Source organism: Pseudomonas sp. NPDC077649 (assembly GCF_044542855.1).
GTDB lineage: Bacteria > Pseudomonadota > Gammaproteobacteria > Pseudomonadales > Pseudomonadaceae > Aquipseudomonas.
Map to the genome: position 1 here is coordinate 190,194 of NZ_JBITVF010000006.1, position 26,637 is coordinate 216,830.

Consider the following 26,637-nt stretch of genomic DNA (forward strand, 5'->3'; position numbering starts at 1 on the left):
GCCGCCCCTAACCAGAAGAAGGAGAAACGTGATGAACCGAATCAGCGTGCTGCTACTGACCGGACTGCTGAGCAGCGCCGGCAACGCCTGGGCCGAGGACGCCAGCTGTGCCAAGGTCAAGCTGGGCGATCCGGGCTGGAGCGATATCGCCGTGACCAACGGCATCGCCAGCTTCCTCCTCGAGGGCCTCGGCTATCAGACGCAGAGCCAGACCCTGGCGGTGCCGATCATCTACGCCGGGCTGCAGAAGGGCCAGATCGACGTGTTTCTCGGCAACTGGATGCCGGCGCAGCAGAGCAACTACGACAAGTTCGTCGCCAGCGGCGAAGTGGACCAGCTGGCGCAGAACCTCGACGGCACCGAGTACACCCTGGCCGTGCCGACCTATGCCTATGAGGCCGGGGTGAAGACCTTCGCCGATCTGGACAAGCATGCCGACAAGTTCGACAGGAAGCTCTACGGCATCGCCTCCGGCTCGCCGGCCAACGAGTCGATCAGGCAGATGATCGCCGCCGACGAGTTCGGTCTGGGCGACTGGACGCTGGTGGAATCCAGCGAGCAGGCGATGCTGGTGCAGGTCGGCCGCGCGGTGAAACGCGAGCAGTTCGTGGTGTTCCTCGGCTGGACGCCGCACCCGATGAACGTGCAGTACGACATGAACTACCTGCGCGGCGGCGAGAAGTATTTCGGCGACAGCGGCCAGGTCAACACCCTGGCGCGCAAGGGCTATGCCCAGCAGTGCCCCAATGCCGGCAAGCTGCTGAGCAACCTCAAATTCACCCAGGAGATGGAGAACAGCATCATGGATCGGGTGCTCAGCAAGCAGGCCAGCAACGACGCCGCGATCAAGGACTGGCTGCAGGCCAACCCGCAGGTGCTCGACGCCTGGCTGGACGGCGTCACCACCCGCGACGGCGGCGACGGCCTGGCCGCGGTCAAGGCGCGGCTTTGAAATAGCCGGGGCAATTGCGTAGGGTGGGGCCAGCCTGCCCACCCTGCCGAGCCTGATCTCGATGCCGCTACCCGACCTCCAGACCCTGCTGCCCTTCCTGCGCTGGCTGCCCGGCATCAGCCGCAAGACCCTCGGCAACGATCTGCTGGTGGGCCTGAGCGGCGCCGTGCTGGCCCTGCCGCAGTCGCTGGCCTATGCGCTGATCGCCGGGCTGCCGGCCGAATATGGCCTGTACGCGGCCATAGTGCCGGTGATCGTCGCCTGCCTGTGGGGCTCGTCCTGGCACTTGATCTGCGGGCCGACGGCGGCCATCTCCATCGTCCTGTTCACCAGCGTCAGCCCCATGGCCGCGGTGGGCAGCGAGCGGTTCATCGCCCTGGTGCTGCTGCTGACCTTTCTCGCCGGGCTGTTCCAGTGGCTGCTCGGCCTGCTGCGCTTCGGCGCGCTGGTCAACTTCGTCTCGCAGTCGGTGGTGCTCGGCTTCACCCTCGGCGCGGCGCTGGTGATCGCCATCGGCCAGTTGCCCAACCTGCTCGGCGTGGAAGTGGCCAGCCAGGCCACCGCCCTGGCCAGCCTGCTGCAGATCGGCCAGCACCTGGGCGACGCGCACTGGCCGAGCCTGGCCGTGGCGGCCGGCACGTTGCTGTTCAGCCTGGGCATACGCCGGCTGTGGCCGAAGGCGCCGGCGCTGCTGCTCGGCCTGGTCGCCGGCAGCGTGCTGGTGTGGCTGCTGCCGCCGCGGCTAGTCGGCGAGATCGCCCTGGTCAGCGCCTTCGAGGGCGGCCTGCCGCCCTTCACGCCGCTGCAGTTCGACCTCAACAGCCTGCTACAGCTGCTGCCGGCGGCGGTGGCCTGCGGCATGCTCGGCCTGGTCACCAGCCTGTCCATCGCCCGCGCCCTGGCGGTGAAATCCCAGCAGTTCCTCGACGCCAACCAGGAGGTGCGCGCCCAGGGCCTGTCGAACATGCTCGGGCCCTGGTTCGCCGGCTCGCTGTCGGCCGGCTCCTTCACCCGCTCGGCGCTGAACCTGCAGGCCGGCGCGCGCACGCCACTGGCCGGGGTGTTCTCGGCGCTGCTGGTGGCGCTGTTCGCCCTGTTCGGCGCCGCGCTGCTGGCACATATCCCGCTGCCGGTGATGGCCGCCGGCATCCTGCTGATCTGCTGGGGCCTGGTCGACCTGGCGGCGATTCGCGCGCTGCGCCGGGTCAGCCGCGCCGAGTTCGCGGTGATGCTGCTGACCCTGGCGGCGACCCTGCTGCTGGAGCTGCAGACGGCGATCTACGCCGGGGTGCTGGTCTCGCTGTTCTTCTACCTCAAGCGCACCTCGCAGCCGCGCGTGCGCCTGTGGCACGACGGCGACGACGAGGTGCTGCGCATCGACGGCTCGATCTTCTTCGGCGCCTGCCACTACCTCCAGCAGCTGCTGCAACGCAGTCGCGGCCAACGCCTGGTGATCGACGCCCGGCATATCAACTTCATCGACTACGCCGGGGTGGAGATGCTGCACCAGGAGGCGCGCCGCCTGCAGGCCCTGCAACGCAGCCTGGTGCTGCGCCAGGCGCGGCCGCAGGTGGTGGAGGAGATCCTCAAGCTGGAAGGCGCCGAACGCTGTCCGGTGCAGTTCGAAGAGTGACCGCGCTCCGTAGCTTGGGTTGAGGCGCCCGCGACGAAGCCCAACAGGGGTGTATGAGCGGCGGATTGGCGGGGTGGCGGGAGGTCAGATCGTCGGGCGGAGCACGGCGTGCTCCCTGTTGGGCTTCGCTGCGCTCAGCGCCAACCTACGCGCCAACCAACACCCCAATCAGTGCGCTACCGATGCGCCAACCGGCGGCGCAAGCCGCGGGCGACGGCTCAGTCTTGCTCGGCGTCGAGCACGCTCAGATCCAGCGGGCGAGACTGACCCAGCCACAGCGCCCAGTCGCGGTGGTCGCGCAGCTCATCGCCGGTGATCGGATGCACCAGCACGTTGAGCCCGCCGCGATGCTGCAGCAGCCAGGGCAGCAGTTCGCCGAACAGCTCGGGGCGAAAGGCCAGCTGGCAGCTCCAGTCCGGGTGCGGGCCGACCGGGCGCTCATGCAGCCGGCCCATCTTCAGCGGGAAACGCCGCGCGGCCTCCTCGCATAGCGCGCGGGCCTGCTCCAGGCTGGCTGCGTCGAAGTAGACATGGGCGTGGTAGCCCTTGATCCGCGGCAGCGCGTCGTCGTTCATCACGGCCTCCGAGGGCTTCAGCCCGCCAGCTGGCGGCGCAGTTCGGCCAGCACCGGCGCGGTGTCCGGGCGCACGCCGCGCCACAGTTCGAAGGCTTCGGCGGCCTGCTCGACCAGCATGCCCAGGCCGTCCAGGCAGCGCGCCGCGCCCTGATCAAAGGCCCAGCGGTTGAAGGCGGTGGGTTCCTTGGCGTACATCATGTCGTAGCAGACGGTGTGCCCCGCCTGGATCAGGCTCGGCGCGATCGGCGGCAGCTCGCCGCCGAGGCTGGCCGAGGTGCCGTTTACGATCAGGTCCACCGGCGCGTCGAGCCAGTCGAAGCCGGCAGCGACCAGCGGGCCGAGATCGGCGAACTCGCGCACCAGCTGCTCGGCCTTGCTCACCGTGCGGTTGGCGATCACCAGCACCGCCGGGCGCTGCGCCAGGAAGGGCTCGAGCACGCCACGCACGGCGCCGCCGGCACCGAGCACGAGGATGCGCTTGCCGGTCAGGCTGAAACCGGCGTTGTCCTGCAGGTCGCGGGTCAGCCCGGCGCCGTCGGTGTTGTCGCCGAGCAGGCGGCCGTCTTCCAGCTTCTTCAGGGTGTTCACCGCACCGGCACGGCGGGCGCGTTCGCTCAGCTGGTCGGCGAGGCGGAAGGCCTCTTCCTTGAACGGCACGGTGACGTTGCCGCCCAGGCCCCCGGCGAAGAAGGCGCGGGCGCAGCCGGCGAAGTCGTCCAGCGGCGCCAGCAGCGCCTCGTAGCTGAGCTGCTGGCCGGTCTGCTCGGCGAACAGGCGGTGGATCAGCGGCGACTTGCTGTGGCCGATGGGGTTGCCGAAGACGCAGTAGCGGTCCATGAGAAATCCTGTTTGTGTAGGCGCCAGTCCGTAGCCCGGATGAAATCCGGGGGCGGTCGGTACATTGCCCCGGATTACATCCGGGCTACGCGTTCACGACAGCTTCGAGAGCCAATCGCGATCGGTCAGAAAATACTCGGTCAGGCGCGCTTCTTCGCTACCCGGCTCGGGTTTCCAGTCGTAGCCCCAGCGCACCATCGGCGGCAGCGACATGAGGATCGACTCGGTGCGCCCGCCGGACTGCAGGCCGAACAGGGTGCCGCGGTCGAACACCAGATTGAACTCGACGTAACGGCCACGGCGGAAGGCCTGGAACTCGCGCTCGCGCCCGCCGAAGGGGGTCAGCTTGCGGCGTTGGACGATGGGCAGGTAAGCCGCCAGGTAGGCATCGCCGATGGCGCGCATGAAGGCGAAGCTGGTGTCGAAGTCCCACTGGTTGAGGTCGTCGAAGAACAGCCCGCCGATGCCGCGCGGCTCGCCGCGGTGCTTGAGGTGGAAGTAGCGGTCGCACCAGGCCTTGAACCTGGGGTAGACCTCGGCGCCGAACGGTGCGCAGGCGTCATGGGCCACCTGGTGCCAATGCACGCAGTCGTCTTCGTTGGCGTAGTAGGGGGTCAGGTCGAAGCCGCCGCCGAACCACCAGACCGGCTCCTCGCCTTCCTTCTCCGCGCTGAAGAAGCGCACGTTGGCGTGGGAGGTGGGCACGTGAGGGTTTTCCGGGTGGATCACCAGCGACACGCCGAGGGCCTGGAAACCGCGCCCGGCCAGCTCCGGACGATGGGCGCTGGCCGAGGGCGGCAGGCTGTCGCCGAACACGTGGGAGAAGTTGACCCCGCCCTTCTCGATCAGCGCACCGTTCTCGATCACCCGCGTGCGCCCGCCGCCGCCGGCCGGCCGCTGCCAGGCGTCCTCGGCGAACCGGGCCTGGCCGTCTTCGGCCTCGAGGGTGGCACAGATGCGGTCTTGCAGGTCGAGCAGGTAGGCCTTCACGGCCTCGGTACGGTCAGTCACGGCGGCACCTTGAGCGGGAGCGAATCGAAATCGGCGGGCAGCATAGCACTCACGGGCGCGCCTTCGCAGTTGACGGCGGTCGATCGGGGCGTTTGGATAGACCCTTTCGCCGTCACCCGGCGGCTCGATCAGAGAAGGAATCCGAAATGGCCAAGCGTATCCAGTTCAGCCAGCACGGCGGCAGCGAGGTGCTGGAGTACCGCGACTACCAGCCGGCCGCCCCCGGCCCGCGCGAAGTGCGGGTGGCCAACCGCGCCATCGGCCTGAATTTCATCGACACCTATTTCCGCAGCGGCCTCTATGCGCCGCCGGCGCTGCCCGCCGGCCTGGGCACCGAAGGCGCCGGGGTGGTCGAGGCGGTGGGCAGCGAGGTCAGCGGCTTCGCCGTCGGCGACCGCGTGGCCTACGCCACCGGCCCGCTCGGCGCCTACAGCGAGCTGCATGTGCTGCCGGCGGACAAGCTGGTCAAGCTGCCGGACGGCATCGGCTTCGAGCAGGCCGCCGCGGTGATGCTCAAGGGCCTGACCGTGCAGTACCTGCTGCGTCAGACCTACCCGCTCAAGGGCGGCGAGACCATCCTGTTCCACGCCGCGGCCGGCGGCGTCGGCTCCTTCGCCTGTCAGTGGGCGCGGGCGTTGGGGGTCAGGCTGATCGGCACTGTGAGTTCGGCCGAGAAGGCGGCGCGGGCGAAAGAGCAGGGCGCCTGGGCGACCATCGACTACAGCCACGAGAACGTGGTGCAGCGCGTGCTGGAACTGACCGACGGCGCCAAGTGCCCGGTGGTCTACGACGGCGTCGGCAAGGACACCTGGGAAACCTCGCTGGACTGCGTGGCACCGCGCGGCCTGCTGGTCAGCTTCGGCAATGCCTCAGGCGCGGTCAGCGGGGTCAACCTCGGCATCCTGGCGCAGAAGGGCTCGCTATACGTCACCCGGCCGACCCTGGCCGGCTACGCCGATACGCCGCAGCGCCTGCAGGCCATGGCCGACGAGCTGTTCGCCATGATCGAAAGCGGCCAGCTGCAGGTGGAGATCAGCAACCGCTATGCGCTGAAGGACGCCGCCGCCGCCCAGGACGCGCTGAGCGCCCGGCAGACCACCGGCTCGACCATTTTGCTGCCGTGAAACCTTAGCCCGGATGCAACCCGGGCTACGCAATCAGGACGGGCGAATCACGTCGCCCGTGCGCAGGTCGCGGATCAGGCTGGGATTCTTGCGCCCGCCCAGGGCGCCGCCGAGCACCTTGTCCAGCTGACGCGGGAAATACTGCTCGACGCGCAGACGCGAGCGCGCCGCCGGGCGCCCGGCCGGGTTGGCCGAGGTGGACACCAGCGGCCCGGTACGGCGGCACAGCGCGCGTACCAGCGGATGGTCGCTGACGCGCAGGGCGACGGTGTCGTGCTGGCCGCTGATCCACTCGGGCAGGCGCTCCTGGTGTGGCACCAGCCAGGTGTTGGGCCCCGGCCAGCTACCGGCCAGGCGCTCCTGCCAGATCGCCGGCAGGTCCTGCAGGAGGAAGTCGAACTGCTCGATATCCTCGGCCACCAGGATCAGGCCCTTGTGCATCGGCCGCTCCTTGAGCGCCAGCAGGCGATCCACCGCCTCTTCGTTCCACGGATCGCAGCCCAGGCCCCAGACCGCCTCGGTGGGATAGGCGATCACACCACCCTCGCGCACCACGCGCGCCGCTTGCTGCACCTGCCAGTTGCCGGCCATCGACTGTCTCCCGCTGAATCAATGGCCGGCAGTCTATCCAAGTCGGCCATGCGACTGTAGCCCGGATGCATCCGGGCTATGGCTTGCGCGCCAGCCAGCGTCCCGCCTCGCTGCACACCCGTCCATCCAGCTCCAGTTCGGTCAGCGCCGCCAGCACCTCGCTCAGCGCCCAGCCACTGGCCTGCACCAGCGCCTCGCTGCTCTGCGGCGCGGCATGCAGCAACTCCAGCAGGGGATGCACGGCCCCCTCTGGAGCAGGGCTCGGCCCGGGCGCCTGCCAACCGCGCAGGGCCTCGAGAATATGCTCGATGCTTTCCACCAGCGTCGCGCCGTCGCGGATCAACTGATGACAGCCGCGCGCCCCGGGATGGTGAATCGAACCGGGAATGGCATAGACCTCGCGACCCTGTTCGGCGGCCAGGCGCGCAGTGATCAGCGAACCGCTGGACGGGCTGGCCTCGACCACCAGCACGCCCAGCGACAGACCGCTGATGATGCGGTTGCGCCGCGGGAAGTTGCTCGCCTGCGGCGGGCAGTCCAGCGGCAGTTCGGAGACCAGCGCGCCGCCCTGCTCTGCGATCTGCGCCGCCAGGCGCTGGTGCCGCGCCGGGTACAGGCACTGCAGACCGGTGCCGAGTACCGCCACCGTCGCGCCGCCCGCATCCAGCGCGCCCTGGTGGGCGGCGCCGTCGATACCCAGGGCCAGGCCGCTGGTGATGACGAAACCGCCGCCGGCCAGGCTGCGGGCGAAGGCATGGGCGGTATCCAGGCCCGGCTTCGAAGCCCGCCGGCTGCCGACCATGGCCAGTTGCGGTCGTTCGAGAATGCCCGGATCGCCGGCGACGAACAGCAGCGGCGGGGCGTCCGCCAGTTCGGCCAGCAGCGCCGGGTAGCGCGCATCGTCCCACATCAGCAGGTGCTGTCCGGGCTGCTCCAGCCAGGCCAGCGCCGCCGCGGCGCGCTCGCGGATCTCGGCGCTGCGCCGCGGCTCGGTGCACATGGCCGGCAGCCCCAGGGCACGCCAGGCACTGGCCGGCGCACTGAGGGCGGCCGAGGCGCTGGCGAAGGCGCCGAGCAGTTTGCGAAAACGCCGCGGCCCCAGCTCCGGCAGGAGGTGCAGACGCAGACGGGCTTCGAGCTCGGCGGGAGAGACGGCGGGGGATGGAGCGGAAGGTTGCGACATGGGGATCATCCTTGATCGGTCGCGCCGCCGCAGCGGCGGGTACAGAAAGCACAAGCCCCGCATCCGCGGGGCTTGTCGGTATTACGGGTTACGCACCTTGTCCATGATCGCCAGCGAGCGGGACGCCCCCAGCACCAGGCCATAGCTGAGCTTGTCGTAGGTGCGGAACACCATCAGCAGACCGGAGCGCTCGTCCGGAATCTTCACGCTCTCGCCGGTGATGCGGTCGCGCACGGTTTCGCCGGTCTTGTACACCGCCAGCACGTTGCCGATCTCCAGGCCGTCGCGCGCGCCCTTGTTCAGGGTGACCACGTCGAACTGGCCGATCTGGGTCACACCGCGCGGCACGTCGAGGATCAGGCCGTCGATCTCGCCGGCCGGTTCGCTGGGCATGAAGGTGGAGTTGATCGCGCGCTCTTCGGTGGGGAACAGGCGGTCGCCGAGGCGCACTTCCTGGGTCGAGCGGCTCAGCAGCATGGTGCCGATATCGCCTTCCTCGGCGACGATCTCGCCGGTGCCGATATCGTCGGCGTTGATGCCGAGGAATTCCTGGGTTTCCGGGTCGGTGTAGGTCTTGCCCTGGCGGAAGATGCCGTACACCGGCGCGCTTTCGTCGAAGCTGCCGCGGGCGTAGACGCGGTCACCGGCGCCGCTGACCACGCGCTCGGCGTTACCGGCCACCACGTAGGGGGCGCCGGCGAACTGCTCGGGGGTGTCGACGATGCGGTTGGACAGCAGGAAGCTGTTGATCGCTTCCAGCGGGATGGTCGGGATCGCCTCGGCCATCGGCGTGCTGCGCACCTGCGGCGACAGCTTGATGGTGCCGCGCGACTCGCCGCGGTTGAGCATCAGGCGCGGCTGGCCGTCGATATAGACGAGGTTGAGGGTATCACCGGGGTAGATCAGGTGCGGGTTGGCGACTTGCGGGTTGGCATGCCAGATTTCCGGCCACTTCCACGGTTGACTCAGGAACTTGCCGGAAATATCCCAGAGGGTATCGCCCTTGACCACGGTGTAGCGGTCCGGGTGACCGTCCTTGAGTTGCACTTCGGCCTGGACCAGGCCGGTCTGGGCCAAACCGCCGGCTGCCAGCAGCAGCAGGGCGAGTAGTGATTTCCTCATACGGTGAATCCCTTTATTATGTGTCTTCACGTGAAGCGCCCTAGCGCCGCGTCCAAACCCGCTGAATCCGCGGCGTGAAGCCGTTTTTCAATGCTGTTCATCATCTTAGCAGCGGATTTTGACTTTATTCCACAAGTGCATCACAAACGCATATGGCGATCCTGAATATCCTCGAATTTCCTGATCCACGCCTGCGTACCATCGCCAAACCGGTGGACGTCGTGGACGACTCCATCCGTCAATTGGTCGACGACATGTTCGAGACCATGTACGACGCGCCCGGTATCGGCCTGGCGGCGACCCAGGTCAACGTGCACAAGCGCGTGGTGGTGATGGACCTGTCCGAGGACAAGTCCGAGCCGCGGGTATTCATTAATCCCGAGTTCGAGTCGCTGACCGAAGAGATGGATCAGTACCAGGAAGGCTGCCTGTCGGTGCCCGGCTTCTACGAGAACGTCGACCGCCCGCAGAAGGTCAGGATCAAGGCGCTGGACCGCGACGGCCAGCCCTACGAGCTGATCGCCGAAGGCCTGCTCGCCGTATGCATCCAGCACGAATGCGATCACCTCAACGGCAAGCTGTTCGTCGACTACCTGTCCAGCCTGAAACGCGACCGGATCAAGAAAAAGCTGGAAAAACAGCACCGCCAGCGGGCTTGATCCACCAGATTCCTAAAGGCTTGCCGCGGCAAGCCTTTTTCTTTTAGCGAGCCCCCATGTCTGACTCCCTGCGCATCGTCTTCGCCGGCACCCCGGAATTCGCCGCCGAGCACCTCAAGGCCCTGCTGGCCAGCCAGCATGAAATCGTCGCCGTCTACACCCAGCCGGATCGCCCGGCCGGCCGCGGCCAGAAGCTTGCGCCCAGCCCGGTCAAGCAGCTCGCCGTGGAGCACGGCATCCCCGTCTACCAACCGGCCAGCCTGCGCAACGAAGAGGCCCAGGCCGAGCTGGCCGCGCTCAAGCCGGACCTGATGGTGGTGGTGGCCTACGGCCTGATCCTGCCGCAGGCGGTGCTCGACACGCCGCGCCTGGGCTGCATCAACAGCCACGCCTCCTTGCTGCCGCGCTGGCGCGGCGCCGCGCCGATCCAGCGCGCGGTGCAGGCCGGCGACGGCGAGAGCGGCGTCACCGTGATGCAGATGGAAGCCGGCCTGGACACCGGGCCGATGCTGCTCAAGGTCAGCACGCCGATCAGTGCTGAGGATACTGGCGGCAGCCTGCACGACCGCCTTGCCCAGCTCGGTCCGCAGGCCGTGCTCACCGCCATCGCCGGCCTGGCCGCCGGCACCCTGGTCGGCGAAGTGCAGGACGATGCCCAGGCCAACTACGCGCACAAGCTGAACAAGGACGAGGCGCGCCTCGACTTCAGTCGTCCGGCCGTGGAACTGGAGCGCCTGGTACGTGCCTTTCACCCCTGGCCGATCTGCCATACCACGCTGGCGGGCGATGCCCTGAAAGTCCACGCAGCGGAGATAGGCGAGGGCAGCGGTGCGCCCGGCAGCATCCTCGCCGCCGACAAGCGCGGCCTGACCGTGGCCTGCGGCGAGGGCGCGCTGCGCCTGACTCGTGTGCAGCTGCCCGGCGGCAAACCGCTGGCTTTCGCCGACCTCTACAACAGCCGCCGCGAGCAGTTCGCCGCCGGCCTGGTGCTCGGTCAATGAACCCACGCCTGGCCGCCGCCCGCGCCCTGACCGCCGTACTGTCCGGCAAGGCCTCGCTGGGCAGCAGCCTGCCGCCGCAACTGGACAAGGTCGAACACCACGACCGCGCCCTGGCCCAGGACCTGGCCTTCGGTGCCGCGCGCTGGCAGCCGCGCCTGCAGCTGCTGGCCGACAGGCTGCTGGACAAGCCCTTCAAGGCCGCCGACAAGGACGTGGAAGCCCTGCTGCTGATCGGCCTCTACCAGCTGCTGCACAGCCGCATCCCGGCGCACGCCGCCATCGGCGAAACGGTCGGCTGCGCCGGCGCGCTGAAAAAACCCTGGGCCAAGGGCCTGCTCAACGCCGTGCTGCGCCGCGCCCAGCGCGAGCACGAGGCGCTGTTCGCCGAACTGGAGCGCGACCCGGTGCTGCACACCGCCCACCCGCGCTGGCTGCAGAAGGCGCTCAAGGCGCACTGGCCCGAGCACTGGCAAGCCATCTGCGCCGCCAATAACGCCCACCCGCCGCTGATCCTGCGGGTCAATCGCCGCCACGGCAGCCGCGACGCCTATCTCGAAGAGCTGCGCAGTGCAGGCCTTGCAGCCGAACCCTGTACCTTCAGCCGCGACGGCGTGCGCCTGCTGCAGCCCTGCGACGTGACCACGCTGCCCGGCTTCAAGCAAGGCCGCGTCAGCGTGCAGGACGAGGCTGCGCAGCTGGCCGCCGAGCTGCTCGAGCTGGCCCCCGGCCAGCGGGTGCTGGACGCTTGCGCTGCGCCCGGCGGCAAGACCTGTCACCTGCTGGAGGTCGAGCCGGCCTTGCGCGAAGTGGTGGCCGTGGACCTGGAGGCCAAGCGCCTGGCGCGCGTGCGCGAAAACCTCGAACGCCTGCAGCTCGACGCCACCCTGATCGCCGCCGACGGCCGCGACACCGCCGCCTGGTGGGACGGCACGCCGTTCCAGCGCATCCTGCTCGATGCGCCCTGTTCGGCCACCGGGGTGATCCGCCGCCATCCGGATATCAAGCTGACCCGCCAGCCCGAGGACATCCCCGCCCTGGCCCAGCTGCAGGGTGAGCTGCTCGACGCCCTGTGGCCGACGCTGGCGCCGGGCGGCGTGCTGCTCTACGCCACCTGCTCGGTGCTGCCGACCGAGAACAGCGAGACCGTCGCCGCCTTCCTCGCCCGCACCCCGGATGCGCAGGAAGTGACCATCGCCGGCGACTTCGGCCTGCAATCGCCACACGGTCGCCAGTTGCTGCCGCAGCTGGACGGCCACGACGGCTTCTACTATGCCAAGCTGATCAAGACCGCCGCGCCCGCGCGCGGCTAACGGAGCCCATCAGTGAAGATCATTATTCTCGGCGCCGGCCAGGTCGGCGGCACCCTGGCGGAACACCTGGCCAGCGAGGCCAACGACATCACCGTGGTCGACACCGACGGCGACCGCCTGCGCGACCTGGGCGACCGCCTGGATATCCGCACCGTGCAGGGCAAGGGCTCCTTCCCCACCGTGCTGCGCCAGGCCGGCGCCGACGATGCCGACATGCTGGTGGCGGTGACCAACAGCGATGAAGTCAACATGATCGCCTGCCAAGTGGCCTATACCCTGTTCCACACCCCGACCAAGATCGCCCGGGTGCGCGAGGCGGCCTACCTGACCCGCAGCGGCCTGTTCGACAACGAGGCGATCCCGGTCGACGTGCTGATCAGCCCCGAGCAGGTGGTGACCAACTACATCAAGCGCCTGATCGAACACCCCGGCGCCCTGCAGGTGATCGACTTCGCCGAGGGCAAGGCGCAGCTGGTGGCGGTCAAGGCCTACTACGGCGGCCCGCTGGTCGGCCAGCAGCTGCGCCAGCTGCGTCAGCACATGCCCAACGTCGACACCCGGGTGGCGGCGATCTTCCGCCGCAACCGGCCGATCATGCCGCAGGGCGACACGGTGATCGAGGCCGACGACGAGGTGTTCTTTATCGCCGCCAAGGCCCACATCCGCGCGGTGATGAGCGAGATGCGCCGCCTCGAGGACAGCTACAAGAAGGTGGTGATCGCCGGCGGCGGGCATATCGGCGAACGCCTGGCCGAGGCCATCGAGAGCCGCTACCAGGTGAAGATCATCGAGATGAACCCGGCGCGCTGCCGCTACCTGTCCGAAGCCCTCGACAGCACCATAGTGCTGCAAGGCAGCGCCTCGGACCGCGACCTGCTGGTGGAAGAGAACATCAACGACGCCGACATCTTCCTCGCCCTGACCAACGACGACGAGGCCAACATCATGTCGTCCTTGCTGGCCAAGCGCCTCGGCGCGCGCAAGGTGATGACCATCATCAACAACCCGGCCTACGTCGACCTGGTGCAGGGCGGCGAGATCGACATCGCCATCAGCCCGCAGCTGGCCACCATCGGCACATTGCTGACCCACGTGCGCCGCGGCGATATCGAAAGCGTGCACAGCCTGCGCCGCGGCGCGGCCGAGGCGCTGGAGGTGATCGCCCACGGCGACGCCAAGTCGAGCAAGGTGATCGGCCGCATGATCGAGGACATCGCCCTGCCGCCGAGCACCACCATCGGCGCCATCATCCGCGACGAGGAAGTGCTGATCGCCCACGACGACACGGTGATCGAGTCCGGCGACCACGTGATCCTGTTCCTGGTCGACAAAAAGTACATCCGCGACGTCGAGCGCCTGTTCCAGGCCGGCCTGACGTTCTTTTGAGCCCGGCCAGTCCGGGCGACAACGCAGGATCCGAGATGAGCACCGAGACGCTGGAAAAACTGCTGGCCAAAGGCACCGACAACGCCCTGCTGCGCTTCGGCCTGGGCAAGGGCCATCTGGATGCCGGCAACGCCGCCCTGGCTGCCGAACACCTGCGCCGCTGCGTCGAGTTCGATCCGGCTTATTCGGCAGCCTGGAAGCTGCTGGGCAAGGCCCTGCAGGCCGGCGCCGACACCGACGGCGCGCGCCAGGCCTGGCAACAGGGCATCGCCGCCGCGCAAGCCAAGGGCGACAAGCAGGCGGAAAAGGAAATGACGGTGTTTCTGCGCAAGCTGGACAAGGCCCCACTCCTGACAGCCCGCCGCTCCTGAGCTAGCCTGAGGCGAAGCCTTGCTTCGCCCTTCGCCCTCGCATGGGAGTCGACCGATGAAACCCAGCTTCTCCGGCCTTGTCGCCGCCAAGAATGGCCAACTGGCCGTTACCCTGCGCGCACCGAATACCGGCGGCACGGGCGCTATCTCCTGTCGTAGTCAGGCAAGCCTGGGCACCGACGGCAACGGCATCCTCACCCTGTCAGCCGGCATCGGCAGCCCGCCCGGCATGTGGGTGCATTACGTCGAGACCCGCGCCGCCTACGGCATCGCCGAGGCCGGCGAGACTTGGTCGGCGAGCGGCCCGTTCAGCGGCTGTCAGATCGTGGTCGGCAGTACCGATGGGCGGGTATTCGTCGCCCATCTGGCGCAGCAGTCTGGCTCGACTGCCGACACCGACTGGTCCGGGCGGGGCTGGAAAGGGGACGTATGGGGACGCTGGAAGGTGCCGGTGCCGTCCTACGACTTCTACTCCAACAGCGTCGTCTTCGTCGACTGGTCCAAGGGCGCTTCGCCCAAGGGCATCAGCGTCGTTCGCGTGGATCTGCGCACCCGCAGCATGGGCGGTTTCGACAACGGCCCGATGGAGATCTTCAACGTGGTTCAGGTGGCTTGATCAGGCCACTGCCCGCTCCCGCGGCAGCAGCCGGCCGATGGCGCCGAGCAGCATGCCGTACAGCGGCACGAACAGAATCAGGCTGATCGCCAGCTTGATCGCATAGTCCACCGTGGCGATCTCCACCCAGTTGGCGGCCATGAAGGCGTCGCCGCTGCGCCAGAAGGCGATGGAGAAGAAGGCGTAGGTGTCCAGCAGGTTGCCCAGCAGGGTCGAGGCGGCCGGCGCCACCCACCACTGGCGCAGCTGGCGCAGGCGGTCGAACACCTGAATATCCAGCAGCTGCCCCAGCACATAGGCGAGGAAGCTGGCCAGGGCGATGCGGAAGACGAAGGCGTTGAACTCGCCGAGGGCGGCGAAGCCGGCGAAGCGCGCCTCGTGGAACAGCACCGAGACCACGTAGGACGCCAGCAGCGCCGGCAGCATGACCCGGGCGATCACCTGGCGCGCCGGGCCCTTGCCAAGCAGGCGCACGGTCAGGTCGGTGGCGAGGAAGATAAAGGGAAAGCTGAACGCGCCCCAGGTGGTCTGCCAGCCGAACAGGCTCATGGGCAGCTGCACCAGGTAGTTGCTGGCGATGATGATCAGGATATGGAAGGCGATCAGAACGGCCAGCGCCGCACGGCGGGCCGAAGGGGTGAGGCTGTGCATGTCGATCCTTTTTGAGTGCGATGGGGTGAGGGAACCCATGGTCGGGCCGCGACCTGGCGCGGCGGCCGGCATTCTAGCGATTTCCTGACTCGCAGGGTAACTTTTTAACCCGCGGCGGATGGGCGGTCATTTCTTGTACAGCGCTCAGGCCTGCATAAAGCGCAGCCCGGCCCCTTCGGCATCCACCCGCACCACCTCCATCTGCAGCACCGGTGCCTCGATCGGCAGGTCCTGCACCTGGCCGCTGACCCGATCGCCGACGCTCAGCGCGGCCATCTGCGGATGCCGCACGTAGACGCCGCTGTCGGACAGGTCGCGGGTCTGCGCCACCAGTTCGCCGAAGCTGGGGTGGCAGATCTTGATCCGGCACTTGATCGGGGTGCGTACCTGGTGACGCTGATTCGACATGGCGGGGCTTCCATTCGGCGCGGAGGATGCCGCCTTTAATAACGCAAAACGTCGGCAAATCCCAAGGATTGGCGGAAAAAAGGCGCCATCGCGGCGCCTTGCTTCAGTACCACTTGGCCTCGCCGTCCGGACGTTTCTTGAAGCGTTTCATGCTCCACATGTACTGACTCGGATAGTTGCGCACGTAGCGCGACACCACTTCGCTCATGGCCGCCACGCCTTCTTCCACGTTCTCGCTGTACATGCCTTCGGGCGCCGCTTCGAGGATCACCTTGTAGCCGCTGCCGTCCGGCAGGCGCAGCGCATGCAGGAACACGCCGACCGCCTTGCCGCCGGCGAGCATGCCGGGGACGAACTTGCTGGTCAGCGCGGTGGTGCCGAGAAAGGGCACGAAAACGCCGGCGGAACGGCTCGGCTCCGGATCGGCGGGAATGCCCACGGCGCCGCCTTTGCGCACTTCCTTGATGACGCTGAGGATGCCTTCCTTGGTCGAGGGCGCCACACGGTTGCCCATCTGCACGCGCTGCTGCTGCAGCAGCTCGTCGACGGCCTTGAGCTTGGGTGGGCGGTAGAAGATGATCGGTTTGCACTGGTTGCAGTAGAAGTGGTTGAGCACTTCCCAGTTGCCCAGGTGGCTGGTGATGCCGACCACGCCCTTGCCCGAGGCCAGCGCCTGCTGCAGCACTTCCAGGCCTTCCACTTGGCGGATCAGCTTGAGCGATTTCTGCGCCGGCCAGATCCAGGCGCAGGCGCTTTCGGTCAGGGTCTTGCCGATGTCCTTGAGGCTCTGCCCGACCAGACGATCCAGTTCGGCCTGATTCAGCTCGGGAAAGCACTTGCTCAGGTTGATGCGCACCACGTCGCGCGAGCCGTTGGGCAATTTCCACATCAGCCAGCCGATGGCATTGCCCACCGCTTGCACGGCGCGCCAGGGCAGCAGGGCGAACAGACGGAGAAAGCCGACCACCAGCCGGCCTTTGAATGCTTCCACGAATGACTCCAGGGGTTGCGTGAAAAGCCGGCATTGTACCCGCCATGCTCAGATCACGTAGCCCGGATGCGATCTGTGGCCCCTGCGGCCTTCAGGCCGTCGCCGCCGAACCGCTCAACGCGGGGTAACGGTCACAGTCGGTGGTGTGGTCCATCACCATGCCCGTGGCCTGCATGAAGGCATAGCAGATGGTCGGCCCGACGAAGTTGAAGCCCGCCTTGCGCAGCGCCTTGCTCATCGCCTCGGCCTCGGGCGTCACCGCCAGCATCTGGCTGCGGTCGCTGAAATGATTGATCTTCGGCGCGCCGCCGACGAAGGACCAGAGCCAGATCACCGGATCCTCCAGCTTCAGCCAGGCCTGGGCATTCTGCCGCACGGCCTTGAGCTTGAGGCGGTTGCGGATGATGCCGGGTTCCTGCATCAGCGCCTCGATTTCCTCGTCGCTCAGCCGCGCCAGGCGTTCGGGCTCGAAGCCATGCAGCACCTGACGGTAGCGCTCGCGCTTCTTCAGCACGGTGATCCACGACAGCCCGGCCTGGGCCCCTTCGAGCAGCAGCATCTCGAACAGCGCGCGCGGCTCGCGCTGCGGCACGCCCCATTCCTCGTCGTGGTAGGCCTGGTACAGCGGATCATCGGTACACCAGAAGCAGCGGGGCATGGTCTCGGCCTCGGTCGCGGGAGATGGCTCGGACTATAGCGGTAGAACAGCTGGATATAAATACAGTCTCGCGAAGCCGGGCGCGCCTGATCCTGCGGGCTGCGCCCAGTTTCGATATACTCCCCGGCTTTCCGTCGCAGCCTCAACAGGTGAATTTTTCGTGAGCCAGACCAAGCCTGCCGTGCGCACCTTCCAGGACCTGATCCTGGCCCTGCAGAACTACTGGGCCGAGCAGGGCTGCGTGGTGCTGCAGCCCTACGACATGGAAGTGGGCGCCGGGACCTTCCACACCGCCACCTTTCTGCGCGCCGTCGGTCCCGAGACCTGGAACGCCGCCTACGTGCAGCCCTCGCGCCGTCCGGCCGACGGCCGCTACGGCGAGAACCCCAACCGCCTGCAGCATTACTACCAGTTCCAGGTGGTCTTGAAACCCAACCCGGAGAACTTCCAGGAGCTGTACCTCGGCTCGCTGCAGGCCATCGGCATCGACCCGCTGGTGCACGACATCCGCTTCGTCGAGGACAACTGGGAATCGCCGACCCTCGGCGCCTGGGGCCTGGGCTGGGAAATCTGGCTCAACGGCATGGAAGTCACCCAGTTCACCTACTTCCAGCAGGTCGGCGGCATCGAGTGCTACCCGGTGACCGGCGAGATCACCTACGGCCTGGAGCGCCTGGCCATGTACCTGCAGGGCGTCGACTCGGTCTACGACCTGATCTGGACCGACGGCCCGTTCGGCACCGTGACCTACGGCGACGTGTTCCACCAGAACGAGGTGGAGCAGTCCACCTACAACTTCGAGCACGCCAACGTCGACAAGCTGTTCGAGCTGTTCGATTTCTACGAGAGCGAAGCCAATCGCCTGATCGAGCTGCAGCTGCCGCTGCCGACCTACGAGATGGTGCTCAAGGCCTCGCACACCTTCAACCTGCTCGACGCCCGCCGCGCCATCTCGGTGACCGCGCGTCAGCAGTACATCCTGCGCGTGCGCACCCTGGCCCGCGCCGTGGCGCAAAGCTACCTGCAGGCGCGTGCCCGCCTCGGCTTCCCCATGGCCAGCGCCGAACTGCGTGACGAAGTACTGGCCAAGCTCAAGGATGCAGGTCTCCTGCAAGACGAAGACCTGGGCAACACCCTGGAGGCGCAAGCATGAGTGCACAAGATTTTCTGGTCGAACTGGGCACCGAAGAGCTGCCGCCGAAAGCCCTGAAGAGCCTCGGCGAGGCCTTCCTCGCCGGCATCGAGAAAGGCCTCAAGGCCGCCGGTCTGGGCTATGCCGCCAGCCGCGTGTACGCAGCGCCGCGTCGCCTGGCAGTGCTGATCGAGCAGCTCGAAGAACAGCAGGCCGACCGCAGCATGAACCTCGATGGCCCGCCCATCCAGGCCGCCTTCGACGCCGACGGCAATCCGACCCAGGCCGCCCTCGGCTTCGCCCGCAAGTGCGGTGTGGATATCGCCGAGATCGACCGCAGCGGCGCGAAACTGCGCTTCGCCCAGCACATCCCCGGCCAGCCGGCGGTGCAGCTGCTGCCGACCATCGTGCAGGATTCGCTGAACGACCTGCCGATCCCCAAACGCATGCGCTGGGCCGATCGCCGCGACGAGTTCGTCCGTCCCACCCAGTGGCTGGTGATGCTGTTCGGCGATGCGGTCGTCGACTGCGAGATCCTCGCCCAGAAGGCCGGCCGCGTGTCCCGCGGCCACCGCTTCCACGCCAACCGCGAGGTGCGCATCGGCAGCCCGGCCAGCTACGCCGAAGACCTGCGCAGCGCCTATGTGCTGGCCGACTTCGCCGAACGCCGCGAGCTTATCTCCCGCCGCGTCGACGAGCTGGCCGCCGCCGAGCAGGGCACGGCCATCGTGCCGCCGGCGCTGCTGGACGAAGTGACCGCGCTGGTCGAGTGGCCGGTGCCGCTGGTCTGCTCCTTCGAGGAACGCTTCCTCGAGGTGCCGCAGGAGGCGCTGATCAGCACCATGCAGGACAACCAGAAGTACTTCTGCCTGCTCGATGCCAAGGGCAAGCTGCTACCGCGTTTCATCACCGTGGCCAACGTCGAGTCCAAGGACCCGGCGCAGATCGTCGCCGGCAACGAGAAAGTGGTGCGCCCGCGCCTGACCGACGCCGAGTTCTTCTTCAAGCAGGACAAGAAGAACAAGCTCGAAGGCTTCAACCAGCGCCTGGCCAACGTGGTGTTCCAGGCCCAGCTCGGCTCGGTCTACGACAAGGCCCAGCGCGTCTCCGCCCTGGCCGGGTTCATCGCCGGGCAGATCGGTGGCGACGCCCAGCGCGCCGCCCGCGCCGGTCTGCTGTGCAAGTGCGACCTGGCCACCGAGATGGTCGGTGAATTCCCCGAGATGCAGGGCATCGCCGGCTACTACTACGCGCTCAACGACGGCGAGCCGCAGGACGTCGCCCTGGCCCTGAACGAGCAGTACATGCCGCGTGGGGCAGGGGCCGAGCTGCCGAGCACCCTGACCGGCGCGGCCGTGGCGGTGGCCGACAAGCTCGACACCCTGGTCGGCATCTTCGGCATCGGCATGCTGCCCACCGGCTCCAAGGACCCCTACGCCCTGCGTCGCGCGGCGCTGGGGATTCTGCGGATCCTGATCGAGAAGGACCTGGATCTCGACCTGGCCGCCGCCGTGGCCTTCGCCATCGAGCAGTTCGGGGACAAGATCAAGGCCGACGGGCTGGGCAATCAGGTGCTGGAGTTCATCTTCGACCGCCTGCGCGCCCGCTACGAGGACGAAGGCGTCGAGGTCGCGGTGTACCAGGCGGTGCGCGCGGTCGGCCCGACCTCGCCGCTGGACTTCGACCAGCGCGTGCAGGCCGTGCAGGCGTTCCGCGCCCTGCCGCAGGCCGCCGCCCTGGCCGCGGCGAACAAGCGCGTGTCCAACCTGCTGAGCAAGGCCGAAGGCGGCATCGCCGCCCAGGTCGAGGCGCACTACTTCGACAGCCCCAGCGAGTTCGCCCTCAACGCCGCGATCCAGCAGGCCGACCAGGCCGTGCAACCGCTGGCCGCGTCGCGTCAGTACAGCCAGGCGCTGAGCCAGCTGGCCAGCCTGCGCGAGCCGGTGGACGCCTTCTTCGAGGCGGTGCTGGTCAACGCCGAAGACGCCAAGGTACGCGCCAACCGCTACGCCCTGCTGGCCCGCCTGCGCGGGCTGTTCCTCGGCGTGGCGGATATCTCGGTGCTGGGCTGACGCCAGCCGTGGCAAGCTCCAAGCTTCGAGCGGCAAGCTGTCCGCCCTGACTTGGAGCTTGCGCCTTGGAGCTTGTAGCTATGAAGTTGCTGATTCTCGACCGCGACGGCGTCATCAACCAGGACTCCGACGCCTATATCAAGAGCCTGGACGAATGGATTCCGATCCCTTCGTCCATCGCCGCCATCGCCCGCCTGTCGCGCGCCGGCTGGACCGTGGCGGTGGCCACCAACCAATCCGGCATCGCCCGTGGCTACTACGACCTGGCCACCCTCGAAGCCATGCACGCGCGCCTGCGCGAACTGGTGGCGGAGCAGGGCGGCGACCTCGGCCTGATCCTCCACTGCCCGCACGGGCCGGACGACGGCTGCGCCTGCCGCAAGCCGAAACCGGGCCTGCTGCACGGCATTGCCGCGCACTACGGCACGCCATTGGCAGGCGTGTGGTTCGTCGGCGACAGCAGCGGTGACCTGCAGGCCGCGCAAGCCGTCGACTGTCAGCCCGTGCTGGTGAAAACCGGCAAGGGCGAACGTACCCTGGCCAAACCGTTGCCGCCGGGAACCCTGGTATTCGATGATCTGGCGGCCGTCGCCGATCAACTGCTCTCATAAGGTGCAAGGCTCCATGACGATATCGCAGGCCCTCAGAACCACGCTCTTCTACCTGCTCCTGTCGTCCAGCGCCTTTCTCTGGTGCATCGTCAGCGTACTGGCGGCGCCCTTCCTGCCGTTCCGCCGGCGCTACCGCTTCGTCATCCAGAACTGGTGCCGCTGCGCGGTGTGGCTGGCCAGGGTGGTGGTCGGCATCCGCTACCAGGTGCGCGGCCTGGAGCACATCCCCGCGCAGCCCTGCGTGATCCTGGCCAACCACCAGAGCACCTGGGAGACCTTCTTCCTCTCTGCGCTGTTCGAGCCGCTGTCCCAGGTGGTCAAACGCGAGCTGCTGCGCGTGCCATTCTTCGGCTGGGCCATGGCCCTGCTCAAGCCCATCGCCATCGACCGCAGCAACCCCAAGGCGGCGCTCAAGCAGCTGGCCAAGCAGGGCGACGAACGCCTCAAGCAGGGCGCCTGGGTGCTGATCTTCCCCGAGGGCACGCGCATTCCGCCGGGCCAGATCGGCAAGTTCTCCCGCGGCGGCGCGTCGCTGGCGGTGAACGCCGGTCTGCCGCTGCTGCCCATCGCCCACAATGCCGGCGAGTTCTGGCCCAAGCAGGGCTGGGGCAAACGCCCCGGCACCGTGCAGGTGATCATCGGCGTACCGATGCACGCCGAAGGCGAGGGCCCGCGCGCCATCGCCGAACTCAACGAACGCGCCTTCGCCTGGGTCTGCGAACGGCAGACCGAACTGCGCGGCGCCGCGCCGCAATTGGCCAGCCTCGCCGAGCAGGCCTGACTAGTCCGCTGTGGATAAGCTGTGGGCGAACGGTAGGAAAGGCGCTAGTTTTTCCTATAGCGCATTGATTTTTATGGGTATTTTTCTCTGAAGCGGTATCACCGCCGCCGGGCATAAGTTGTCCGGAACAAGGCACACCCGAGGCCGGCGCGCCTGCACGCTCGACGATCAGCTCAACTTGATCCTTAGTTAATGGCAGCACTTATAAACAGAAAGCCCCGGCTGTTTTCAGCCGGGGCTTTCTGTTTAGGACGCGGCCAAAAAATCTGCTTGGCCTGATCTTGCTGCCGATCAGAAGTCCAGGTTGGACACCGCCAGGGCGTTGGACTCGATGAAGTCGCGGCGCGGCTCCACGGCATCGCCCATCAGAGTGTTGAAGATCTGGTCGGCGGCGATGGCGTCCTCGATGGTCACCTTGAGCATGCGGCGCACTTCCGGGTCCATGGTGGTTTCCCACAGCTGCTCCGGGTTCATCTCGCCGAGCCCCTTGTAGCGCTGGATGCTGTGGCGCTTGGTGCTCTCGCTCATCAGCCATTCCAGGCCTTCCTTGAAGCTGGTCACCGGCTTCTTGCGCTCGCCGCGCTGTACGTAGGCGCCGTCTTCCAGCAGGTTGTTGAGCTGCTCGCCGAGGGCGGTCACCGTGCGGTAGTCGTTGCTGGCGAAGAAGTCGCGGTTGAAGGTGATGTAGCTGGAGACGCCGTGGGAGATCAGCTCCACCTCGGGCAGCCACAGGTGGCGCTCGCGGTCTTCGCGCAGGCTGGTCTTGTACACCAGACCGGACTTCTCCATGACCTTCAGGCGCGCATCGAGCAGGCCCAGCCAGGCCTGCATGGCACCCTGGTCTGCCAGTTGCTCGACGCTGACGCGCGGCAGGTAGACGAAGTGCTCGGTGAGCTCGATCGGGTACAGACGCGATAGGCGATTGAGGGTCTTCATCACCCCACGGTACTCGCCCACCAGCTTCTCCAGCGCCTCGCCGGCCAGGCCTGGGGCGCCTTCGTTGACGTGCAGGCTGGCGTCTTCCAGGGCCGACTGGGTCATGTATTCGTCCATGGCCTCGTCGTCCTTGATGTACTGCTCCTGCTTGCCCTTCTTCACCTTGTACAGCGGCGGCTGGGCGATGTAGATGTAGCCGCGCTCGATCAGCTCCGGCAGCTGGCGGAAGAAGAAGGTCAGCAGCAGGGTACGGATGTGCGAGCCGTCGACGTCGGCGTCGGTCATGATGATGATGTTGTGGTAACGCAGCTTGTCGATGTTGTACTCCTCGCGCCCGATACCGCAGCCGAGGGCGGTGATCAGGGTGCCGACTTCCTGGGAGGAGAGCATCTTGTCGAAGCGGGCTTTTTCCACGTTGAGGATCTTGCCCTTGAGCGGCAGGATCGCCTGGGTCCTGCGGTTGCGGCCCTGCTTGGCAGAACCGCCCGCGGAGTCACCCTCCACTATGTAGAGTTCGGACAGCGCCGGGTCCTTTTCCTGGCAGTCGGCCAACTTGCCGGGCAGCCCGGCGATATCCAGCGCGCCCTTGCGGCGGGTCATCTCGCGGGCCTTGCGCGCGGCTTCGCGGGCGCGGGCAGCGTCGATCATCTTGCCGACCACGGCCTTGGCTTCGTTGGGGTTTTCCAGCAGGAAGTCGGCGAAGTACTTGCCCATTTCCTGTTCGACCGCGGTCTTCACTTCGCTGGAGACCAGCTTGTCCTTGGTCTGCGAGCTGAATTTCGGGTCCGGCACCTTGACCGAGATGATCGCGGTCAGGCCTTCGCGGGCATCGTCGCCGGTGGTGCTGACCTTGAACTTCTTGGCCAGGCCTTCCTGCTCGATATAGGTGTTGAGGTTACGCGTCAGCGCCGAGCGGAAGCCGGCGAGGTGGGTGCCGCCGTCGCGCTGGGGAATGTTGTTGGTGAAGCACAACAGGTTCTCGTTGAAGCTGTCGTTCCACTGCAGGGCCACTTCCACGCCGACGCCATCGTCGCGCTGCACGTTGAAGTGGAACACCTGGTTGACCGTGGTCTTGTTGTGGTTGAGGTACTCGACGAAGGCGCGCAGACCGCCCTCGTACTTGAACAGTTCTTCCTTGCCGCTGCGTTCGTCCTTGAGCAGGATGCCGACGCCGGAGTTGAGGAAGGACAGTTCGCGCAGGCGCTTGGCCAGGATGTCCCAGCTAAAGTGGATATTGTGGAAGGTTTCTTCCGAGGGCTTGAAATGAATCTGCGTGCCGGTGCCTTCGGTGTCACCAACGGCGGCCAGCGGCGCCTGGGGCACGCCATGCACGTAGGTCTGTTCCCAGATCTTGCCGCCGCGGCGGATGGTCAGCACCAGCTCCTTGGACAGCGCGTTGACCACCGAAACACCCACGCCATGCAGACCGCCGGAAACCTTGTAGCTGTTGTCGTCGAACTTACCGCCGGCGTGCAGCACGGTCATGATCACTTCGGCGGCGGAAACACCTTCTTCCTTGTGGATATCCACCGGAATGCCGCGGCCGTTGTCACGCACGCTGATCGACTCATCCGGATGGATGGTGATGACGATCTCGCTGCAATGCCCGGCCAGGGCCTCGTCGATGGAGTTGTCGACCACCTCGAACACCATGTGGTGCAGACCGCTGCCATCGTCTGTATCTCCGATGTACATGCCAGGCCGCTTGCGTACGGCATCCAGGCCCTTGAGGACCTTAATGTTATTGGAGTCGTACGTTTGGTTGTCGCTCATGCCTTCACTCCCGGTGGTCGTGGGTCTGGGTGATACGGCCATGTTCCACGTGGAACATGGCAACCGGCGTATCCGTTTGCCAGCCGTCCCTCAACAATTCATGGTCTACACAGGTGATGAACACCTGGCAGTGCAAATCTTCCAGCAACCGGCACAATGCCAACCGGTGCTGCTCATCCAGTTCCGACGGCAGGTCGTCGACCAGATAGATACATTGGCCGCGCTTGGCCTCGTTGACCAAGTGGCCCTGGGCGATGCGCAACGCGCACACCACCAATTTCTGTTGCCCTCGCGAAAGGATCTCCGCCGCGTTATGACCGGCCAGCCGCAAGCGCAGATCGGCGCGCTGGGGGCCTGCCTGGGTATGCCCGAGTTGCTGGTCGCGGAGGAGGGAGGCGGCGAGCACGTCGCTCAGCTCACGATCCTTGTCCCAGCCGCGGTAGTAGCTCAGGGTCAGCCCTTCGAGTTTCAGCAGCTCTGCCAGGGTACGCTCGAATACCGGTTTCAGTGCCTGGATATAGGCCCGTCTATAGGTGTCTATCTCCGCGCTGGCAGTGCACAGTTCGCGGTCCCACGCGGCCTGCGAAGCGCCGTCAAGTGTACCATGGCGCAGCCACGAGTTCCGCTGCCGCAGGGCCTTCTGCAGGCGCTGCCAGGCACCGAGGAAGCGATGTTCCACGTGGAACACGCCCCAATCGAGGAACTGCCGGCGAATCTTCGGCGCCCCCTCGAGCAGACGAAAACTGTCCGGGTTGATCAGCTGCAACGGCAGCAGATCGGCCAGCTGCGCTGCGCTGCGCGCATTCTGTCCATCCACGCGAATCTGCAGCTCGCCCTGGCGGTCGCGGGAAATGCCCAGGTTGCTGCTGCCGCCTTCGGCCAGCTGTACCTGACCGAACACGGTACAGGCCGGTTGTTCGTAATGGATCACCGGCTGCAGACGGGAGCTGCGAAAGGAGCGGGCCAGGCCGAGCAGATGGATGGCTTCCAGCAGACTGGTCTTGCCGCTGCCGTTGGCGCCGTGAAGGATGTTGATGCGGGGGGAGGGGGAGAGGGTCACCGGGTGCAGGTTGCGCACCGCGGTGACCGTTACGCGGGTCAGCGACATCTAGCGGCTTCGGTCACAGGCGCATCGGCATGACGACGTAGGCGGAATCGTCGTTGTCGGCTTCCTGCAGCAGGGCGCTGCTGTTGGAGTCGGAGAGGATCAGGCGCACCTGCTCGGTGCCCATCACGCCCAGCACGTCGAGCAGGTAGCTGACGTTGAAGCCGATCTCCAAGCTGGCGCCGTTGTAGTCGACGACGATCTCTTCCTCGGCCTCTTCCTGCTCCGGGTTGTTGGCCTGGATTTTCAGCAGGCCGGCGGCCAGGGTCAGGCGAATACCGCGGTACTTCTCGTTGGACAGGATCGCGGTACGGCTGAAGGCTTCGCGCAGGCCCTGACGATCCGCCAGTACCAGCTTGTCGCCGCCACGCGGCAGCACGCGCTCGTAATCGGGGAACTTGCCGTCGACCAGCTTGGAGGTGAAGGTGAACTCACCGGTGTTGGCGCGAATGTGGTGCTGGCCGAGGACGATGCTGACTTCGGCGTCCTGTTCGGTGAGCAGGCGGGCCAGCTCGAGAATACCTTTGCGCGGCACTATCACCTGGTGCTTGCCGTCCTGCTGGATGGCCGCCTCCATCGAGCACATGGCCAGGCGGTGACCGTCGGTAGCGACGGCGCGCAGCAGGCCGCTCTGCACTTCCAGCAGCATGCCGTTGAGGTAGTAGCGCACGTCCTGTTGGGCCATGGCGAAGCTGGTGCGCTCGATCAGGCGACGCAGCTTGGCTTGCGGCAGGTTGAAGGTCAACGAGCCCGGACCTTCCTCGACGGTGGGGAAGTCGTTGGCCGGCAGGGTGGACAGGCTGAAGCGACTGCGCCCGGCCTTGACCAGCAGCTTCTGCTCGTCGACGCGAATGTCGATCAGCGCGTCGGACGGCAGACTCTTGCAGATGTCCATCAGCTTGCGCGCCGGCACGGTGATTTCGCCTGGTTCGGCGGCCTCTTCCAGGGTGACGCGGCCGACCAGTTCGACTTCCAGATCGGTGCCGGTGAGCGACAGCTGCTGGCCTTCAACCACCAGCAGGACGTTGGACAACACCGGCAGGGTCTGGCGGCGTTCCACGACGCCGGCGACCAGTTGCAGGGGTTTCAACAGGGCTTCGCGTTGAATGGTGAAATGCATGGTCTAGTCCCTTGCCTCGTGGAGCT

General features: G+C 66.8%; 26 protein-coding genes. 13 read left to right on the top strand and 13 right to left on the bottom strand.

Annotated elements, in window-relative coordinates; translation table 11 throughout:
• Nucleotides 1-31: 31 nt before the first annotated feature.
• Both ACIGFL_RS18445 and ACIGFL_RS18450 read left to right on the top strand, forming a co-directional pair.
• Complete coding sequence (locus ACIGFL_RS18445) at nt 32-952, top strand: choline ABC transporter substrate-binding protein (protein WP_397498100.1); 921 nt, start codon at nt 32-34, stop codon at nt 950-952.
• A gap of 61 nt (nt 953-1,013) precedes the next feature.
• The gene (locus ACIGFL_RS18450) at nt 1,014-2,585 is read left to right on the top strand and encodes a SulP family inorganic anion transporter (protein WP_397498101.1); all 1,572 of its coding nucleotides are present in this window, start codon (nt 1,014-1,016) and stop codon (nt 2,583-2,585) included.
• Between the two features lie 218 nt (nt 2,586-2,803).
• Here the strand turns inward: ACIGFL_RS18450 and ACIGFL_RS18455 are convergent, their stop codons facing one another.
• From ACIGFL_RS18455 to hemF, 3 genes are all read right to left on the bottom strand, one after another.
• A complete protein-coding gene (locus tag ACIGFL_RS18455; RefSeq protein WP_397498102.1) occupies nt 2,804-3,160 on the bottom strand; it encodes a DOPA 4,5-dioxygenase family protein in 357 nt (118 codons plus the stop codon).
• A gap of 17 nt (nt 3,161-3,177) precedes the next feature.
• Nucleotides 3,178-3,999, bottom strand: coding sequence for a shikimate dehydrogenase (gene aroE, locus ACIGFL_RS18460; RefSeq protein WP_397498103.1), 822 nt, complete (start codon nt 3,997-3,999; stop codon nt 3,178-3,180).
• Between the two features lie 93 nt (nt 4,000-4,092).
• Entirely contained in the window at nt 4,093-5,010 is a 918-nt protein-coding gene (hemF, locus tag ACIGFL_RS18465; protein ID WP_397498104.1) for an oxygen-dependent coproporphyrinogen oxidase, read from the bottom strand.
• A 146-nt stretch (nt 5,011-5,156) separates the two neighbouring features.
• Between hemF and ACIGFL_RS18470 the strand changes: the two genes are divergently transcribed.
• Nucleotides 5,157-6,134: an NADPH:quinone reductase gene (locus ACIGFL_RS18470; RefSeq protein ID WP_397498105.1), complete on the top strand. Its 978-nt coding sequence runs from the start codon at nt 5,157-5,159 to the stop codon at nt 6,132-6,134.
• Between the two features lie 33 nt (nt 6,135-6,167).
• Here ACIGFL_RS18470 and ACIGFL_RS18475 read toward each other — a convergent pair whose 3' ends face one another.
• The 3 genes from ACIGFL_RS18475 to ACIGFL_RS18485 all read right to left on the bottom strand — a co-directional run bounded on the left by ACIGFL_RS18475 (nt 6,168) and on the right by ACIGFL_RS18485 (nt 9,030).
• Entirely contained in the window at nt 6,168-6,725 is a 558-nt protein-coding gene (locus tag ACIGFL_RS18475; RefSeq protein ID WP_397498106.1) for an L-threonylcarbamoyladenylate synthase, read from the bottom strand.
• A 76-nt stretch (nt 6,726-6,801) separates the two neighbouring features.
• On the bottom strand, nt 6,802-7,908 hold the full coding sequence (dprA, locus tag ACIGFL_RS18480; RefSeq protein WP_397498107.1) for a DNA-processing protein DprA: 1,107 nt from the start codon (nt 7,906-7,908) through the stop codon (nt 6,802-6,804).
• Between the two features lie 81 nt (nt 7,909-7,989).
• A complete protein-coding gene (locus ACIGFL_RS18485) occupies nt 7,990-9,030 on the bottom strand; it encodes a LysM peptidoglycan-binding domain-containing protein (RefSeq protein WP_397498108.1) in 1,041 nt (346 codons plus the stop codon).
• A gap of 152 nt (nt 9,031-9,182) precedes the next feature.
• Here ACIGFL_RS18485 and def point away from each other — a divergent pair, with 152 nt between their 5' ends.
• From def to ACIGFL_RS18515, 6 genes are read left to right on the top strand one after another with little or no spacing between them, the layout of a single operon-like run.
• Nucleotides 9,183-9,689, top strand: coding sequence for a peptide deformylase (gene def / locus ACIGFL_RS18490; RefSeq protein WP_021444936.1), 507 nt, complete (start codon nt 9,183-9,185; stop codon nt 9,687-9,689).
• 56 nt (nt 9,690-9,745) lie between these two features.
• Nucleotides 9,746-10,690, top strand: a complete 945-nt coding sequence (gene fmt, locus ACIGFL_RS18495; RefSeq protein WP_122109573.1) for a methionyl-tRNA formyltransferase — start codon at nt 9,746-9,748, stop codon at nt 10,688-10,690.
• A complete protein-coding gene (gene rsmB, locus ACIGFL_RS18500) occupies nt 10,687-12,000 on the top strand; it encodes a 16S rRNA (cytosine(967)-C(5))-methyltransferase RsmB (protein ID WP_122109574.1) in 1,314 nt (437 codons plus the stop codon). The genes fmt and rsmB overlap by 4 nt, the downstream gene beginning before the upstream one ends.
• 12 nt (nt 12,001-12,012) lie before the next feature.
• The gene (trkA, locus tag ACIGFL_RS18505) at nt 12,013-13,386 is read left to right on the top strand and encodes a Trk system potassium transporter TrkA (RefSeq protein ID WP_021445362.1); all 1,374 of its coding nucleotides are present in this window, start codon (nt 12,013-12,015) and stop codon (nt 13,384-13,386) included.
• 35 nt (nt 13,387-13,421) lie between these two features.
• A complete protein-coding gene (locus ACIGFL_RS18510) occupies nt 13,422-13,757 on the top strand; it encodes a hypothetical protein (RefSeq protein WP_397498109.1) in 336 nt (111 codons plus the stop codon).
• A gap of 55 nt (nt 13,758-13,812) precedes the next feature.
• Nucleotides 13,813-14,373, top strand: a complete 561-nt coding sequence (locus tag ACIGFL_RS18515) for a hypothetical protein (protein WP_397498110.1) — start codon at nt 13,813-13,815, stop codon at nt 14,371-14,373.
• On the opposite strand, the gene ACIGFL_RS18520 is transcribed toward ACIGFL_RS18515, so the two are convergent.
• The 4 genes from ACIGFL_RS18520 to ACIGFL_RS18535 all read right to left on the bottom strand — a co-directional run bounded on the left by ACIGFL_RS18520 (nt 14,374) and on the right by ACIGFL_RS18535 (nt 17,081).
• Nucleotides 14,374-15,024 carry a 7-cyano-7-deazaguanine/7-aminomethyl-7-deazaguanine transporter gene (locus tag ACIGFL_RS18520; RefSeq protein ID WP_397498111.1) on the bottom strand — a complete coding sequence of 217 codons (651 nt, stop codon included), beginning with the start codon at nt 15,022-15,024 and terminating at the stop codon, nt 14,374-14,376.
• Nucleotides 15,025-15,168: 144 nt separating this feature from the next.
• Nucleotides 15,169-15,432, bottom strand: a complete 264-nt coding sequence (locus ACIGFL_RS18525) for a PilZ domain-containing protein (RefSeq protein ID WP_122109576.1) — start codon at nt 15,430-15,432, stop codon at nt 15,169-15,171.
• A gap of 103 nt (nt 15,433-15,535) precedes the next feature.
• Nucleotides 15,536-16,423: a lysophospholipid acyltransferase gene (locus tag ACIGFL_RS18530; protein ID WP_021445367.1), complete on the bottom strand. Its 888-nt coding sequence runs from the start codon at nt 16,421-16,423 to the stop codon at nt 15,536-15,538.
• A gap of 91 nt (nt 16,424-16,514) precedes the next feature.
• On the bottom strand, nt 16,515-17,081 hold the full coding sequence (locus ACIGFL_RS18535; RefSeq protein ID WP_397498112.1) for a DNA-3-methyladenine glycosylase I: 567 nt from the start codon (nt 17,079-17,081) through the stop codon (nt 16,515-16,517).
• 160 nt (nt 17,082-17,241) lie between these two features.
• Here ACIGFL_RS18535 and glyQ point away from each other — a divergent pair, with 160 nt between their 5' ends.
• From glyQ to ACIGFL_RS18555, 4 genes are all read left to right on the top strand, one after another.
• Nucleotides 17,242-18,234: a glycine--tRNA ligase subunit alpha gene (gene glyQ / locus ACIGFL_RS18540; protein ID WP_122109578.1), complete on the top strand. Its 993-nt coding sequence runs from the start codon at nt 17,242-17,244 to the stop codon at nt 18,232-18,234.
• A complete protein-coding gene (glyS, locus tag ACIGFL_RS18545) occupies nt 18,231-20,285 on the top strand; it encodes a glycine--tRNA ligase subunit beta (protein WP_397498113.1) in 2,055 nt (684 codons plus the stop codon). The genes glyQ and glyS overlap by 4 nt, the downstream gene beginning before the upstream one ends.
• Before the next feature lie 80 nt (nt 20,286-20,365).
• On the top strand, nt 20,366-20,896 hold the full coding sequence (gene gmhB / locus ACIGFL_RS18550) for a D-glycero-beta-D-manno-heptose 1,7-bisphosphate 7-phosphatase (RefSeq protein ID WP_021445371.1): 531 nt from the start codon (nt 20,366-20,368) through the stop codon (nt 20,894-20,896).
• Nucleotides 20,897-20,909: 13 nt separating this feature from the next.
• Complete coding sequence (locus ACIGFL_RS18555) at nt 20,910-21,677, top strand: lysophospholipid acyltransferase family protein (RefSeq protein WP_397498114.1); 768 nt, start codon at nt 20,910-20,912, stop codon at nt 21,675-21,677.
• Nucleotides 21,678-21,968: 291 nt separating this feature from the next.
• On the opposite strand, the gene gyrB is transcribed toward ACIGFL_RS18555, so the two are convergent.
• The 3 genes from gyrB to dnaN are packed head-to-tail and all read right to left on the bottom strand — an operon-like array spanning nt 21,969 to nt 26,611.
• Nucleotides 21,969-24,386, bottom strand: a complete 2,418-nt coding sequence (gene gyrB, locus ACIGFL_RS18560) for a DNA topoisomerase (ATP-hydrolyzing) subunit B (protein ID WP_122109581.1) — start codon at nt 24,384-24,386, stop codon at nt 21,969-21,971.
• A gap of 4 nt (nt 24,387-24,390) precedes the next feature.
• Complete coding sequence (gene recF, locus ACIGFL_RS18565) at nt 24,391-25,494, bottom strand: DNA replication/repair protein RecF (RefSeq protein ID WP_397498115.1); 1,104 nt, start codon at nt 25,492-25,494, stop codon at nt 24,391-24,393.
• 13 nt (nt 25,495-25,507) lie between these two features.
• Nucleotides 25,508-26,611, bottom strand: coding sequence for a DNA polymerase III subunit beta (gene dnaN / locus ACIGFL_RS18570; RefSeq protein ID WP_021445375.1), 1,104 nt, complete (start codon nt 26,609-26,611; stop codon nt 25,508-25,510).
• Nucleotides 26,612-26,637 lie beyond the last annotated feature (26 nt).

Coding starts and splice junctions, on each gene's coding strand:
- def (WP_021444936.1), top strand. CDS start 9,183: ATGGCGATCCTGAATATCCTCGAATTTCCTGATCCACGCCTGCGTACC.
- dprA (WP_397498107.1), bottom strand. CDS start 7,908: ATGTCGCAACCTTCCGCTCCATCCCCCGCCGTCTCTCCCGCCGAGCTC.
- glyS (WP_397498113.1), top strand. CDS start 18,231: ATGAGTGCACAAGATTTTCTGGTCGAACTGGGCACCGAAGAGCTGCCG.
- ACIGFL_RS18515 (WP_397498110.1), top strand. CDS start 13,813: ATGAAACCCAGCTTCTCCGGCCTTGTCGCCGCCAAGAATGGCCAACTG.
- ACIGFL_RS18520 (WP_397498111.1), bottom strand. CDS start 15,024: ATGCACAGCCTCACCCCTTCGGCCCGCCGTGCGGCGCTGGCCGTTCTG.
- rsmB (WP_122109574.1), top strand. CDS start 10,687: ATGAACCCACGCCTGGCCGCCGCCCGCGCCCTGACCGCCGTACTGTCC.
- recF (WP_397498115.1), bottom strand. CDS start 25,494: ATGTCGCTGACCCGCGTAACGGTCACCGCGGTGCGCAACCTGCACCCG.
- ACIGFL_RS18555 (WP_397498114.1), top strand. CDS start 20,910: ATGACGATATCGCAGGCCCTCAGAACCACGCTCTTCTACCTGCTCCTG.
- ACIGFL_RS18535 (WP_397498112.1), bottom strand. CDS start 17,081: ATGCCCCGCTGCTTCTGGTGTACCGATGATCCGCTGTACCAGGCCTAC.
- aroE (WP_397498103.1), bottom strand. CDS start 3,999: ATGGACCGCTACTGCGTCTTCGGCAACCCCATCGGCCACAGCAAGTCG.
- gyrB (WP_122109581.1), bottom strand. CDS start 24,386: ATGAGCGACAACCAAACGTACGACTCCAATAACATTAAGGTCCTCAAG.
- ACIGFL_RS18445 (WP_397498100.1), top strand. CDS start 32: ATGAACCGAATCAGCGTGCTGCTACTGACCGGACTGCTGAGCAGCGCC.
- ACIGFL_RS18475 (WP_397498106.1), bottom strand. CDS start 6,725: ATGGCCGGCAACTGGCAGGTGCAGCAAGCGGCGCGCGTGGTGCGCGAG.
- ACIGFL_RS18510 (WP_397498109.1), top strand. CDS start 13,422: ATGAGCACCGAGACGCTGGAAAAACTGCTGGCCAAAGGCACCGACAAC.
- ACIGFL_RS18455 (WP_397498102.1), bottom strand. CDS start 3,160: ATGAACGACGACGCGCTGCCGCGGATCAAGGGCTACCACGCCCATGTC.
- ACIGFL_RS18485 (WP_397498108.1), bottom strand. CDS start 9,030: ATGAGGAAATCACTACTCGCCCTGCTGCTGCTGGCAGCCGGCGGTTTG.
- ACIGFL_RS18450 (WP_397498101.1), top strand. CDS start 1,014: ATGCCGCTACCCGACCTCCAGACCCTGCTGCCCTTCCTGCGCTGGCTG.
- gmhB (WP_021445371.1), top strand. CDS start 20,366: ATGAAGTTGCTGATTCTCGACCGCGACGGCGTCATCAACCAGGACTCC.
- fmt (WP_122109573.1), top strand. CDS start 9,746: ATGTCTGACTCCCTGCGCATCGTCTTCGCCGGCACCCCGGAATTCGCC.
- ACIGFL_RS18525 (WP_122109576.1), bottom strand. CDS start 15,432: ATGTCGAATCAGCGTCACCAGGTACGCACCCCGATCAAGTGCCGGATC.
- ACIGFL_RS18470 (WP_397498105.1), top strand. CDS start 5,157: ATGGCCAAGCGTATCCAGTTCAGCCAGCACGGCGGCAGCGAGGTGCTG.
- dnaN (WP_021445375.1), bottom strand. CDS start 26,611: ATGCATTTCACCATTCAACGCGAAGCCCTGTTGAAACCCCTGCAACTG.